Raw genomic sequence first — 14,450 nt, forward strand, 5'->3', positions numbered from 1 at the left:
GCCCGGCATTCATCTTGATGCAAATTGCTACTATTGTGGCATTACGCTACAATTATTGAAAACTCTACAAGGAATTCATGATGTCCACTGCCAGCATACGTCTTGACCAAGAGCTTATCGAGAAAGCAGCGATAATGGCCAAAGCATTGAACCGCACTACCCCCAAGCAGATTGAGCATTGGGCTAAGATCGGTGAAATGATGGAAGACAATCCAGATTTACCCTATGAATTTGTTCGACAAGCCATTATCGCCAAAGCTGAAAAAGAAGCCGGTAAACTGGAGGCCTACCACTTTGGTTAAGATTACGCAGGTTCTTCAAACACCATCATTCAAAAAAACCGTTAAAAAGCTGCATCAAAACCAAAAAGCGGATCTCGACCGTGCCGTCAAAGCACTTATCGAGAATCCGCTTTTAGGTGAACAGAAAAAAGGCGACTTATCCTTTCTTCGGGTTTATAAGTTCAACATGGTGAAACAACTGACTCTGCTGGGCTACAGCTACCAGGATGGCACAGTCACACTTGAACTGATAGCACTGGGTAGCCATGAAAACTTCCATCGGGATATCAAATCGAGTTACTAGGTCGCAGCCTCTCCTTCAACCTGCCGCCATTTCTGAGCATCCAGCCCTTTCACAATCAGCCATAGCGCAAAGGTCAGCTCACCAAGAAACGAAAGCACCAGCATGGGAAATACCAGGCCGGACAGCGATGGTGTCCGGTCAGGCCAAGAGCGATCATCAACAGAGAGGAAAAACCAACACAGGTCTCAGCGTGCCGTGCTTGACTGGCTAACGCAAGAATCCCGCTCAATTACCTTAGGTTCAAACACCAATTGCAGCTGCAGCGACTGCTGCTGATAAATATGTTTTAACACCCAGCGGGCAGCCATTTGACCCATGGCGGCGATCGGATAATCGATGGTGGTGAGCTTGGGGTAGGTGTAATGACTGAGCATCACGTTATCAAAACCAATAATCGATAACTGCTGTGGAATACTGAGCCCCTGCTCGCGCGCTTCGGTCATGGCGCCGGAGGCCATTTCATCGTTGGCGCAAATCAGGCCGGTAAAAGCCAGTCCTTGCCCCAGCAAGTACTTGATGCCATCGCTGCCGCCACTTTCATGGAAGTCACCTTCAAACAAACGACGCTCATCCCAGTCAATGCCGGCTTCTTGCAACGCCAGTTTGTGGCCACGGTAGCGATCCTGGGCATCGGCCTTCCACAAAGGGCCAGAGATGTAACCCAGCTCGCGATGGCCTTGCTTAAGTAAAACCTGGGTGGCCAGATAGCCACCCAGCTTGTTGTTCAGGCTGATGCAGTGCCCTTCAATCGCCGGCACCTGGCGGTTAATCAGCACAAAAGGAATTTCCTTGGCTTTTAATTGCACCAGATACTCATCGGACACGGCTTCCACATGCAAAATCAAGGCATCGCAATTGCGGCTAAGCAAAAACTCAATGCCATCCCGCTCGGTCGCTTCTTCACTGTGGCCTGCAGCGATAATCACGTGCTTGCCGGCCGTGCGAAACTCGGCTTCGATGCTGCTGATCATGGCGCCATAAAAAGGACCATGCAGCTCGGACACCAGAATGCCAATGCTGTTGGAGCGGCTGGAAGCCAGCGACTGGGCAATGGAGTTGGGCCGGTAGCCAAGCTCGGCCATGGCCGCTTCCACTTTTTTCCGGGTTGACTCCCGCACCGGCGTATTCTTGTTCATCACTCTGGACACAGTGGCTAAAGAGACACCGGCCAGTTTCGAGACTTCGTAAATGGTTGCCATCAGTGGTCCCTGAAAAATCCCTGCACTAAGCGCTTTGAGTTAGCTTACCATGCCCGGTTCAAACTGAGCCAGTGCCAGCCTGACGTTGCTGCAAATCGTCCGCTACCTGGTGGACCCGCTGCCGGGTCAGGATGTAACGACTCATCACAGCCGCCACCAACAAAGAAGCAATGGCTGGCCAGATGGTAAAAGACCAGAGGATCCCTTGCTGCGTCTCCACCGTCTGGACCACATTGGGCTGGTACTGATGAAAAGCCAGCAGCCAGCCTGCCAGAGCACCACCGACCGCCAGGCCTAACTTAATGAAAAAGATAATGGATGAATACACCAGGCCGGTGATGCGGGTGCCGGTTTTCCAGTGACCATAATCAACCGTATCGGCCATCTTAGCCCACAACATCGGTGTTGCCATTTGCAAAAAGAAGCACCAGGCAAAGTACAAACCAAAGGCCAGCAGCCATTGCTCGGCACCAACAAAGAAACTGAGCAGGCAAATCAGCGCAGCGACGCACTGCAGACCAATGTAAGCGCGTACCTTATCCATGCGTTTACTGACAAACTGCGCACTGGCGCAGCCGAGGATATTGCCAATCATACCCAGTGTCATAAACCAGGTAATCCAGTCGTCCCGGCCGAGATAATACTTCACGTAATAAATCGCTAAAGTGTTGCGCAGCACCATGCCGGTTAAAAGCAGCACCGCGGCCACACAAAGTACCCGCCAGGCTTCGTTTTGCCAAAGCTGGCCTAGACTGCTGAAGAACTTCAGTTGCTGATCTTTGGGTGGCTGCACCCGCTCTTTGGTACCAAAGAAACACAACAAAAACAGCACCAGGCCAAAGATACTCATCAACAGCATGGTGAGCTGATAGCCGCGGGCGGCATCGCCCTGCCCCAGCCAGTTCACCATCGGAATGGTGCAGGCCGTCACCAGCAAGCCACCGAGCATACCAAACACAAAACGATACGACTGCACCGAGACCCGCTCATCCGGATCGCTGGTCAGCACACCGCCCAACGCGGAATAAGGAATATTAATAGCGGTATAAACCAGCATCAACAGGGTGTAGCTGACAAAGGCATAGATCACCTTGCCCTGCTCGCTGAAATCCGGCGTGGTAAAGGCAAGTACACTGACAAAGGCAAAAGGCAGCGCCAGCCACAGCAAGTAAGGCCGGTACTGGCCATGCCGGCTGTTGGTGCGATCAGCCAGCGCGCCCATCAAAGGATCGGTCACCGCATCGATCATGCGCACCAACAAGAACATGCTGCCAACGATGGCCGGCGAAATGCCAAAAATATCGGTGTAAAAAAAGGTCAGAAACAGCATCACCGTCTGAAAGATAATGTTGCTGGCGGTATCACCCAGGCCATAGGCCATTTTTTCTTTTTTTGTCAGCATACCCTGCCCTTACTGGCTTATCGCGCTGTGCGTTGTTGTTTATACCTGAACAGTTGCTGCAAGGCCAGACCACTGTCTTTGAGGATCCGTTGCTGGGTCGGGTAATCGACATAGACAATGCCAAAGCGCTTGGCATAGCCCTCGGCCCATTCAAAGTTGTCCATCAGACTCCAGGCAAAATAACCGGCCACCTGCACACCCTGCGCCATCGCTTGCTCGACGGCCTGTAAATGCTGCTGGAAATAAGCGACCCGCTCCGCATCCTGTACCCGGCCATCCAGCCCCCCACCCACCTGCAAAGTATCCACCATCGCCGCGCCATTCTCGGTAATGTACACCGGCGGCATCGCATACTGCTGCGGCAAGCCACAGAGGATCTCGGTCAAACCTTGCGGATAGATTTCCCAGCCCATATCGGTCAGGGGCGACACACTCGGCTTCACATCGCGAAACCAGCCGCTATTGGTCGCTTCGAACACGGTACGGGTGTAGTAGTTAATGCCAAGATAATCCAGCGGCTGGGCAATCAATGCCAGATCGCCTGGCTCAGTATCCGGCCGCTCCGTCTCAGGCAGTTCATCCAACAGAGCAGGATAACGCCCTTGCAGCAAGGGCTTAAGATACCAATGGTTGTGATAGGCATCGGCCATGGCCGCTGCTCGCTTATCGGCCTCGCTGTCCGATGCCGGATAGCAAGGGCTGAGGTTCACTACGATGCCGTTTTGTGCCGATGGGCAATTGCGTTGCAGGACCTGCATCGCCAACCCATGGGCCAACAACAAATGATGGGCTACCTGGCGGCCCTGCCGCCGGTTTTGCACACCGGGGGCATGAATGCCGGCTTCATAGCCGAGATAAGCACTGCAAAAGGGTTCATTTAAGGTGGCGTAAGAATACACTTTATCGCCAAATGCCCGGCTGACCTTATCGGCATAATCCTGAAACAGCCAGGCCGTTTTGCGGTTCAACCAACCACCTTGCTGCTGAATATGCTCGGGTAAATCCCAGTGATACAAGGTGACAAAAGCTTTGATATTGCGTGCTTGCAGAGCATCCAGCAACTGCAGATAGAAATGCATGCCTTCGTGATTGACCGAGCCATCGGCATGCAAAACGCGCGCCCAGGAGACCGAGAAGCGGTAGGCATCCACACCTAAACTTGCGATCAATGCGATGTCGTCTTGCCAGCGATGGATATGGTCACAGGCTATCTGGCCATCCGAGCCATCTTTGATACGGCCTGGCTGAGCACAAAAGGTATCCCAGATGGTCGGCAGCCTGCTACCGGCCCCGCCCTCAATCTGAAACGCGGCGGTAGCAACCCCAAAAATAAATCTAGAATCAAGTAGTTGCGATGATTCAGCTAAGGTTATTTTTTTCATAGTCTTATCGTTGTTCTCGTCAATGGCTGGCAAAAAAATCGACAAAAAGCATTGCCATCAGCCTGAGTTATGCTATAAATGAAAGCGCCTACATTTAGTCTAGACGGTCACCTGGTCAGCGTCAAATGCTTTGATGAACATTGAAACAATATCAGGTTACCAGCAACTCACCTCAGGGCGCACAGCCGCTGCTGGTGCATAACAATACAGAGACAGGGGGAACTTATGGCCACTGCACCAGTAATGGTTACCGAGGCTGAGCCGACAAAGCAGCCAGGGAATTTACGCTTTGCACTGACGTCACTTACATCGTTATTTTTTATCTGGGGCTTTATCACCTGCCTGAATGATATCCTGATCCCCTACCTGCAACTGCTGTTTGATCTCAGCTATACCCAGGCCATGCTGGTGCAGTTTTGCTTTTTTGGCGCCTATTTTGTCGTGTCTGTGCCAGCAGGCATGCTGGTGGGACGCATCGGCTACCAATCCGGCATTGTCACCGGCCTTTTAGTGGCAGGTGCCGGTTGTCTGCTGTTTTATCCGGCCGCCGCCATTCAGGTCTATGGCCTGTTTTTGTTTGCCTTGTTTGTGCTGGCGTCAGGCATCACTATCCTGCAGGTGGCAGCCAACCCCTATGTCAGTGTACTGGGTAAGCCTGAAACCGCCTCTTCCCGACTGACGATGACCCAAGCCTTTAACTCACTGGGCACCACAGTCGCCCCCTTCTTTGGGGCCTGGTTGATTTTCTCCGGCATGGACGTCTCGGCCGATACACAAGTCTCGTCCACCTCCGTGCAGCTGCCTTATCTGTTGCTGGCAGCATCCTTAATTGTGCTGGCGATTATCTTTGCTTGGATCAAACTACCCAAACTAGGCCAAAAGGACCGCAGCAACCCGATCCACTTGCAGGGCTCTGCCTGGCAGTACCGCCATCTGGTACTGGGTGCTGTCGGTATTTTTGTTTATGTGGGTGCTGAGGTGGGTATTGGCAGCTTCCTGGTCAGCTACTTAGCCATGCCCCACATTGGCGGCATGAGCGAAGCGCAGGCAGCCCATTACATTGCCTGGTACTTTGGTGGTGCTATGCTGGGCCGCTTTATTGGCGCCGCTGCCATGCAAAAAATCAATGCCGGTAAGGCGCTGGCGTTTAATGCTGTCTGCGCCGTATTCCTGCTGGCGATCACCATTTTAAGCGAAGGCAAACTTGCGATGTGGTCCCTGCTGTTGGTTGGCCTGTGCAACTCCATTATGTTCCCTACCATTTTCAGCCTGGCGATCCATGGTCTGAAACAGCACACCAGTCAGGGCTCCGGCATACTGTGCCTGGCCATTGTTGGTGGTGCTGTACTGCCTTTGTTGCAAGGCGTACTGGCTGATACCTTTGGCGTGCAGCAGGCGTTCTTACTGCCCCTGCTATGCTATATCTACATCGCTTATTACGGCCTGAAAGGCTGTATACCTCAATCGACCGCAGAGCAATCCTAAGGAGCTTCCATGACTTTTCTGCCGAACAATACCTCTGGCCGAATGCGGAGAATACCAATGGCACTTGTAACGGCCAGCATGCTGGCGCTGACTGGCTGTAGCCAGCAACAACCCAGTAGCGATGCTGCCCAGACGCAGCGAGGTGATCTCACCATCTGGCCAGTCATTGAAAGTCCGGTGGCCAAAGATCCGGCTATGGAACAAGCCATTGATGCGCTGCTGGCACAAATGACGCTGCCACAAAAAATTGCTCAGATGATCCAGCCGGAAATCCGCGATATTACTGTGGAAGACATGCGCAGCTATGGTTTTGGCTCCTTTTTAAATGGTGGTGGTGCCTTTCCAAATGACGACAAATATGCCACGCCGCAGGATTGGATAGCGCTGGCCGAAGCTATGTACCAGGCTTCCATGGATGACGCCATCAATGGCATCAGCATCCCGACCATGTGGGGCACCGATGCAGTGCATGGCCACAACAATGTGATTGGCGCAACCATTTTTCCGCACAATATCGGCCTTGGTGCAGCCAAGAACCCCGATTTGATTGAACGCATTGCAGAAGTGACCGCCCGCGAAGTGATGGCCACCGGCATTGACTGGGTGTTCGCTCCCACTGTGGCGGTCGCCCGCGACCCACGCTGGGGCCGAACCTACGAAAGCTACTCGGAAGATCCGGAGATAGTGCGCAGCTACTCAGCGGCTATTGTCAGAGGCTTGCAAGGCGCCGCCGATGCTGATTTTCTCAGTGATCGCCGGGTGATCAGCACAGTAAAACACTTTGTCGGCGATGGTGGCACCACCCATGGTATTGACCAGGGCGATGCCGAAGTGTCCGAGCAGGAGCTGTTCGACATTCATGCCCAGGGCTATGTCGGCGGTTTATCGGCCGGTGCTCAGACGGTGATGGCTACCTTTAACAGCTGGAATGGCAAGAAAATTCACGGCGATCATTATCTGCTCACCCAGGTATTGAAAGAGCGGATGGGTTTTGATGGCCTGGTGGTAGGAGACTGGAATGGTCACGGCCAGATCCCAGGCTGCAGCAACGCCGACTGCCCACAAGCTGCACTGGCCGGGCTGGATATTTTCATGGTGCCAACCGATGCCTGGAAACCACTGTACTACAATCTGATCGAGCAAGTAGAAAATGGCGTGATCCCAATGAGCCGAATAGATGATGCCGTGCGGCGGATTTTGCGGGTGAAAAAACGCGCCGGCCTGTTTGATAAACCAAGCCCGGCCAATCGCCCACTGGCTGGCCGACTGGAACTGATTGGTGCTGCTGAACACCGTGCGGTAGCGCGTGAAGCCGTGCGTCAGTCGCTGGTGCTGCTGAAAAACCAAAATCAGTTGCTGCCACTGGATCCACGCCAGCATTTGCTTGTTACCGGCCCTGGTGCCGATAACATCGGTCAGCAATCCGGTGGCTGGACCATCAGCTGGCAAGGCACCGGCAACACCAACGAGGATTTCCCGGGCGGCACTTCTATCTATGGCGGCATTGCTCGTCAGGTGGCAGCAGCCGGCGGCTCTGTTGAACTGAGCGAAGACGGCAGCTATCAGCAACGACCGGATGTTGCCATCGTGGTGTTTGGTGAAGAACCCTATGCCGAAGGCAATGGCGATATCGATAATCTGGAGTATCAGCGCGGCAATAAAACCGACTTAGCGCTGCTGCAACAACTGCAGGCCGAAGGCATTCCGGTGGTAGCGCTTTTTATCAGTGGTCGCCCAATGTGGGTGAACCCGGAGCTGAATGCCTCCGATGCCTTTGTCGCTATCTGGCTGCCTGGCAGCGAAGGCGAAGGGGTGGCGGATGTGATTCTGCGTGATGCCAATGGCGCTGTGCAGCATGATTTTCATGGCCGTCTGACCTTCTCCTGGCCAGCCACACCACAACAAGCCGTGGTGAACCGCTTTGATGCCGATTACCAGCCACTGCTGCCCTATGGTTTTGGCCTGCGTTACGGCGATGCCGACGTACTTGGCGACAGTCTGCCGGTTGAAGTCACTCAGGATGAAACCCTGAGCGATCTGGTGGTGTTTGAACGCGCCCCACGCAGCCCATGGCAGCTGTTTTTACACAGCGGTGAGCAGAGTGCTGCGGTTACCAGCAGTGTGCAGGAACTGCCGGGCCTGTACAGCCGTACCTTCGACCGACTGGTGCAGGAAGATGCCCGCCGCTTTGTATTTGACGGCGGCCAGCTGGCACGCCTGAGCTTTATCAGTGCCTTCCCGCGCGATTTACGCGGCTACGGTGAAGCCAACAGCCAGTTGGTGGTGGAACTGCAGCGTCAGGGCGCAGTACCGGATGAAGTCTGGCTGGGCATGCACTGCAACGCCGACTGCCAGGGCGCGGTGAATATTGCCAACGAACTCAAGGCTGCCGCTGACGGTGAATGGACTCAACTGGCAGTGCCGCTGCAATGCCTGCAACAGCAGGGGCTATCACTGCAGCAGGTGTTCTCTGCGATGTATCTGGAAACCGAGGGCGCACTGACACTCAGTCTGGCCGATGTAAGGATCGTCGCTCAGCAGCAAGCCGCTGACAACATCAGCTGCCCGTAAATGTAAAGTGCTCATGCTGAAGCGGGCTTTCGCATGAGCACTATTTTTAAATTGGTAACTTTTGAAATTTTTAACCGGCGCTGCATTGACCTTGGTCACAATTTGCACTACGCTCAATGTAAGCGCTTACATTTCAGCTTGTGTCACGATTGCTAATGACAGGTATGGCAACAAAACCAGGAACTCAAGTTATGACCACAACAACGATAAAATTAAAACAACTATCAGCCGCGTTGGTGCTTTGCGGCTTGATTGGTTGTGACGGGGATGTAAACACCAATTCCGACTTTACTGCGGTAGATCCGACCGAGCCAGTCAGTGACTGGCAGCTGGTCTGGAGCGACGAGTTTGAAGGCAACAGCATTGATTTGCGTAAGTGGACCTTCGAGGTCGATTGCCGGGGCGGCGGTAACGAAGAGCAGCAATGCTATACCGACAGCCCGGACAATGCTTTTGTTTCTGATGGCACCCTGAAAATTGTTGCCTTACCGGCGGAAGAAGCTGCAGCCAAACCCTACACATCCGCCCGCTTGAATACCAAAAACCAGGGCGACTGGCGCTATGGCCGCATTGAAGTGCGGGCCAAAATGCCCTACGGGCAGGGCAGCTGGCCGGCAATCTGGATGATGCCAACCGACTCCGTGTATGGTGGCTGGCCCAAGTCGGGCGAAATTGACATCGTTGAAGCGGTGAACCTGAAAGTCGCCGATGAAGATGGCACTATCGAGTCGCGGGTGCATGGTACCCTGCACTATGGCCGAGATTGGCCCAATAATGTTTACTCCGGCAAAGCATACACCCTGCCAAATGGCGCCAACCCGGCCGATGGTTTTCATACCTATGCCATTGAGTGGGAAGAAGGTGAAATTCGCTGGTACGTCGATGGCTATCTGTATCAAACGCAGATGGCCTCGCAACTGCGCTTTAACAGCCGCGGTGAAGTGGTCGGTTTACGTCACCGCGGTTGGTTTGCGGAGTACTACAATCAAATCACCGGTGCGCTGGAAACCCAGTACAACAATGCGCCTTTTGATCAGCGCTTTCACCTGATCCTGAACCTGGCAGTGGGTGGCAACTGGCCGGAAAACGTCAATAATGGCGGCATCGATGCCGATGCCTTTGCCAATGGCCAGGTGTTTGAAATTGATTATGTACGGGTGTACCAGTGTGCCTCCAACCCCAAAACGGGCAAAGGCTGCGCTACCGTGCGGGCTGGCTACAAAGATGAAAATACCCTGGTTACAGGCATGGCCCCAATCCCATCGCCACCATCGACCGGCATTCCGCAAAACCTGACCATTTTTGCCAATGGGACCACCAACCCTAGCTGGCCGGCCTGGGATTGCTGCGGCGGCTCAACGCCACAACTGGTTGAGGATAACGAACGTGGTAATGTCTACGAGTTCTTGGTAGGGGCTTCCCCAACTGTGAATGGCTTTATCAGCCGCTCCGCCTTTACTTCCAGCCCGGCAGCTTTTGATGCGTCGCCGATTCTGGAGACAGGCGCGATCCGCTTTGATATGAAAGTGGTCTCGATGCCCAACAACCCGTCAGCAGACTGGTTATTCAAAGTAGAAAGCAATGAGAATACCACCTTTGCCGAGCTACCACTGGATGCCAGTGTCGAAGGTATGATGCCGGTAAGCGGCCAGTGGCAGACCTATACCTTTTCACTGCAAATGCTGGCCGATATGGGCCTGGATCCAAGTGCCATTGATGTGATTATGGTATTCCCGGCCTGGGGAGCCGGCGAAGGCGCTGTTTACCTACTGGACAATGTTGAAATCAGCGGTGCTGACCAGAGCTTTCCTGAACTGGTGATCTTCGACAACGAGCAAAATCTGGATTGGCCAATGTGGGACTGCTGTGGTGGCAGCACCCCGCTTGAAGTGATGGATGATGAGCAAGGCCTGGTTGCTGAATTCCAGATTGGTGCAGCGCCCACGGTGATGGGCTTCATAGGCCGGGCGCCTCTGGGTGGTGGCAATCCATTTGATGCCTCAGCACTGCTGCACGAGGGTGTGGTGCAATTCGATCTGAAAGTGGTGAATGCACCAGCAAACCCGGATGCGGTCTGGAAGTTTAAAATCGAATCCGACAACACGGCCACCGAAGTCGAACTGGATTTAGCCGCTGGCAACGGTGGTCAGAACCCGGTGACTGGTCAGTGGCAAACCTATACCTTCAGCTTGCAAGCATTGTCCGATGCTGGCCTGGATCTGAGCGCCATTGATGTCATTATGGTCTTTCCGGCCTGGGGTACAGGAGAAGGTGCTGTCTATCGCATGAACCAGGTGCGGATATACAACCCCAATGCAGCTGGCAGTAACCTGGTGCTGTTTGGCAACTCGGTCCATGCAGACTGGTCCATCTGGGATTGCTGCGGTGGTTCCACACCAACCGTCGAAGTAGACGATGAAAAAGGTCCGAGCGCTCAGTTTGTGATTGGCAGCCAACCAACCGTGATGGGCTTCCTGGCCAATGAAGGCGTGTCTTTTGATGCCACCGCCCTGCTGGCCAATGGCGCTGTGAGTTTTGATTTGAAAATAGTTGACCTGCCGAACAATCCGGCTGCGCCCTGGCTGTTTAAGATTGAATCGGTTGGCGCTGCCACAGCCGTGGAGCTGCCTTTGATCGAAGGCGGTGATGCACCGGTTGCCGGTCAGTGGCAACGCTACAGCTTCCCGCTGCAGCGCCTGTTTGATGCCGGCCTGGATATCAGTGCCATCAATGTACTGATGGTATTCCCGGCCTGGGGTGAAGGCGATGGTGCTGTCTATCGCATGACCAACGTCGAAATCTCCAACAACTAAAACAGACCGACAAGAGTAGAATGATGATGAAAGCAAAAATCTTTTTGAAAAACCGCATCGCAGCCGCTGTCTCTGTCGTGCTGTCCACAGCTGCCCTCCAGCCAGTTCTGGCGGGCGAAAATGACGCTACCACGCAAGCCGACGCCATCGAGATCATTGAAGTACGAGGCATTCGTGGCAGCTTAGCGCGCTCCATGGATTTCAAACGGGAAAGCTCAGGCGTAGTGGATGCCATCTCTGCTGAAGAAATGGGTAAGTTCCCGGATACCAACCTGGCAGAATCGCTGCAACGTATTACCGGTGTCTCGGTTAGCCGTGCTAATGGCGAAGGCAGCCAGATCACGGTACGGGGTTTTGGCCCCGAGTTCAACCTGATCACCTTGAATGGCAGGCAAATGCCCGGCTCCGGTTTCAGCCGCTCTTACAATCTGGAGAATTTATCCTCCGAAGGGGTCAGTGCTCTGGAAGTGTATAAAACCGCTCGGGCTGAAAACCCAAGTGGTGGCTTAGGTGCAACCGTAAATATCGTCACCACACGTCCGCTGCAACGGCCAGGTGAACAGTTCGCTATCATGGGGAAGGCGCTGTACGATAGCTCCAATGAAAAAGGCGACGACATCACCCCTGAATTCGCTGCCGTGTACAGCAACACCTTCTTTGATGATCGTTTCGGTGCTGCCTTTACTTTTTCCCATCACCGCCGTGATTTTCAACGCCAACAAGCCAATATTCAGGGCTGGCAAGCCAATGTGCCTTTGCCATCGTTGGATAGTCAATTTGTTACTGATGCCCGGCCGCGGGATGCAGAAGGCAATCCAATCGGCAATCATTTCTTCCCGAAAGACATGAACTACAGCATCGAAGACTTACAGCGTGAGCGCACCAATGGTCAGCTTACTTTGCAGTATGCGCCTACAGATAATCTGACCTTGACCATGGACTACACCGCTAGCCGGGCAGTGACGGGCTTGGAAGTGATTGGTTGGGGGATTTGGAATGAATTTGGCGGTAACATCAATGCCTATGAGCTGGATGAGCGTGGCACTGCCATTTTTGCCGATATTGGTGGCAATGATGGCTCCTTTACTGCCAGCAAAGGCACCACCGAAGTAACAGCCCGCTCCATTGGTTTTAACGCCGACTGGCAGCTGCACGATGATTTCCGCCTGCAACTGGATTATCACGACTCCAACAACAAAACCGACAATGGCGCTGATAAAGGCAGCGGCAACTGGGGTCAGGTGATCTTAGGTTCAGACCAGCTGGTCACCAAGATTTACGATTACCGCACCGGTGATATCCCGCAGATGGAAATTTTGTGGCGTAACGGCACCAATGTACTGCAACCAGGTGAAATCGACTCCAACTTCGGCCAGTTTATCCACTCACCAGGCGAGTCGGAGATCAAGCAGCTGCAACTGGACGGCACCTGGTTTAACTCGCGCTTTAATCTGCCGCTGCTGGAAATTAAAGGCGGCGTTGCCCGTACCGAGCAAAACTTTGGCGGCTGGAATGCCTGGAGTGGTCTGCGCGGCGGCCCGGGTTTTAACCCCAGCTTTAAGGAAATTTTCCCGGACAGCATGTATACACTGAACAGCACCCGTAACTTCCTGGATCAATTTCAGGGCGGTGGTGCCAATATGTTGACCAACTATTACTACACTTTTGATTTTGACGAAGCGGTCGCACGGCAAATGGCTTTTTTAACCGCCGATGTGATGGGCAGCGATGTGTTTGTACCGGATGCCTACTTTAATGGCATTACCAGTCAAAGCTCGGTCAAAGAAGTCACCAACAGCATCTATCTGCAATCAGCCTGGGAGTTTGATATTGGCTCCTATCCGGTGCAATTAAATGCTGGCCTGCGCTATGAAGAAACCGATGTCACCAGCACGGTACGCCAACGGGTAGAACGTCAGGTGAACTGGGAAAGTGCATCCGAGTGGATCATGCAGTACCAACAGGGCGAAGATACCTTCTTGACCCTGACTGGCAAGCACGATGTGTTTTTACCCATGTTTGATCTGCGGGTGGAACTGACCGAGGATCTGATTGGCCGTTTCTCCTGGGGTAAAACCATTTCCCGGGCACCTTTGGGGGCTCTGGCTGGTGGCCGAAGTTTAAGCGGTAGTCCACGCCCTGGCGCGCGCAGTGGCGGCCAGGGCAACACCAATCTGCAACCCTTCGAGTCCAGCAACCTGGATCTGACCTTGGAGTACTACTACGCCGAAGGAAGCTATGCAGCCATTGGTTACTTTCGCAAAAACGTCGACAACTTCATTCAAACCACCATCACCGACATTACCATTGATGGCTTGCACGATATCCTGAATGGCCCGCGCTACAACCAGGCAGTGGCGGATATCGAAGCGCGTGGCGAGCAGGCCACCAGCACCGCCATTTTTGAGCAAATGCTGGCCAATGGTCATGGCAATGCCGATGGCCGGATTGAACCCACAGCACAAGATCCGCTAATCGTTTGGAGTATCAGCCAACCGCAAAATACCGACAGTAAGTCGGTCGATGGGGTCGAGATTGCCTGGCAACACCTGCTGGGTGACACCGGCTTTGGTTTTGGTGCCAATGCCACCTTTGTGAATGGCGATGTCAAGTTCGACACCGAAAGTTTGGAACAACAAGCGCCACTCAGTGGCTTGAGTGACTCAGCCAACTTGCAAGTGTTCTATGAGAAAGATGGTTTATCGGTGAAAGTGACCTACGCCTGGCGTGATAGTTATCTGATTGGGGTTGGTCAGGCGCAAGGATCCTCGGATGCACCACCACAATTCGCCCGCCAGTACACCCAATGGGATCTGAGTGTGAATTACGACATCAATCCGCAACTGACGGTATTCTTTGAAGGCATCAACATCACCAACGCCACCGAGCGTGGCTATGGCCGTTACGAAGAACAGTTCCTGTTTGCCCGCCAGTATGGCCCGCGCTACGCGCTAGGCGCACGCTATCGTTTCTAAGCTGCCGTCCCTGGCACCATGCAAAATGCCCGCGAATG

General features: G+C 53.6%; 9 protein-coding genes. 6 read left to right on the forward strand and 3 right to left on the reverse strand.

Annotation, left to right across the window (positions count from 1 at the left end; genetic code table 11):
* The first annotated feature begins 80 nt into the window (after positions 1-80).
* Together BLW37_RS01455 and BLW37_RS01460 are read left to right on the forward strand one after the other, a co-directional pair.
* The gene (locus BLW37_RS01455; RefSeq protein WP_091338365.1) at positions 81-302 is read left to right on the forward strand and encodes a TA system antitoxin ParD family protein; all 222 of its coding nucleotides are present in this window, start codon (positions 81-83) and stop codon (positions 300-302) included.
* Entirely contained in the window at positions 295-585 is a 291-nt protein-coding gene (locus BLW37_RS01460) for a type II toxin-antitoxin system RelE/ParE family toxin (protein ID WP_091338368.1), read from the forward strand. Before BLW37_RS01455 ends, BLW37_RS01460 begins: the two co-directional genes overlap by 8 nt.
* A gap of 185 nt (positions 586-770) precedes the next feature.
* On the opposite strand, the gene BLW37_RS01465 is transcribed toward BLW37_RS01460, so the two are convergent.
* Genes BLW37_RS01465 through BLW37_RS01475 form a run of 3 tightly spaced genes read right to left on the reverse strand, consistent with a single transcriptional unit; the run spans position 771 to position 4,568 of the window.
* On the reverse strand, positions 771-1,784 hold the full coding sequence (locus tag BLW37_RS01465; RefSeq protein ID WP_091338373.1) for a LacI family DNA-binding transcriptional regulator: 1,014 nt from the start codon (positions 1,782-1,784) through the stop codon (positions 771-773).
* A 58-nt stretch (positions 1,785-1,842) separates the two neighbouring features.
* The gene (locus BLW37_RS01470; protein WP_091338378.1) at positions 1,843-3,186 is read right to left on the reverse strand and encodes a glycoside-pentoside-hexuronide (GPH):cation symporter; all 1,344 of its coding nucleotides are present in this window, start codon (positions 3,184-3,186) and stop codon (positions 1,843-1,845) included.
* 17 nt (positions 3,187-3,203) lie between these two features.
* Entirely contained in the window at positions 3,204-4,568 is a 1,365-nt protein-coding gene (locus tag BLW37_RS01475; RefSeq protein WP_091338382.1) for a GH1 family beta-glucosidase, read from the reverse strand.
* A 225-nt stretch (positions 4,569-4,793) separates the two neighbouring features.
* Between BLW37_RS01475 and BLW37_RS01480 the strand changes: the two genes are divergently transcribed.
* The 4 genes from BLW37_RS01480 (at position 4,794) to BLW37_RS01495 (ending at position 14,412) form a co-directional block, all read left to right on the forward strand.
* A complete protein-coding gene (locus BLW37_RS01480) occupies positions 4,794-6,053 on the forward strand; it encodes a sugar MFS transporter (protein WP_091338385.1) in 1,260 nt (419 codons plus the stop codon).
* Positions 6,054-6,110: 57 nt separating this feature from the next.
* Positions 6,111-8,624 (forward strand): glycoside hydrolase family 3 protein, encoded by a 2,514-nt coding sequence (locus tag BLW37_RS01485; protein ID WP_425426589.1) that lies wholly within the window; start codon positions 6,111-6,113, stop codon positions 8,622-8,624.
* Between the two features lie 191 nt (positions 8,625-8,815).
* Positions 8,816-11,437: a glycoside hydrolase family 16 protein gene (locus BLW37_RS01490; RefSeq protein ID WP_091338388.1), complete on the forward strand. Its 2,622-nt coding sequence runs from the start codon at positions 8,816-8,818 to the stop codon at positions 11,435-11,437.
* A gap of 23 nt (positions 11,438-11,460) precedes the next feature.
* Complete coding sequence (locus BLW37_RS01495; RefSeq protein WP_425426590.1) at positions 11,461-14,412, forward strand: TonB-dependent receptor; 2,952 nt, start codon at positions 11,461-11,463, stop codon at positions 14,410-14,412.
* The last annotated feature ends 38 nt before the right edge of the window (positions 14,413-14,450 follow it).

Origin of the sequence: Alkalimonas amylolytica (assembly GCF_900107845.1) — a bacterium.
Lineage (GTDB): Bacteria > Pseudomonadota > Gammaproteobacteria > Enterobacterales > Alteromonadaceae > Alkalimonas > Alkalimonas amylolytica.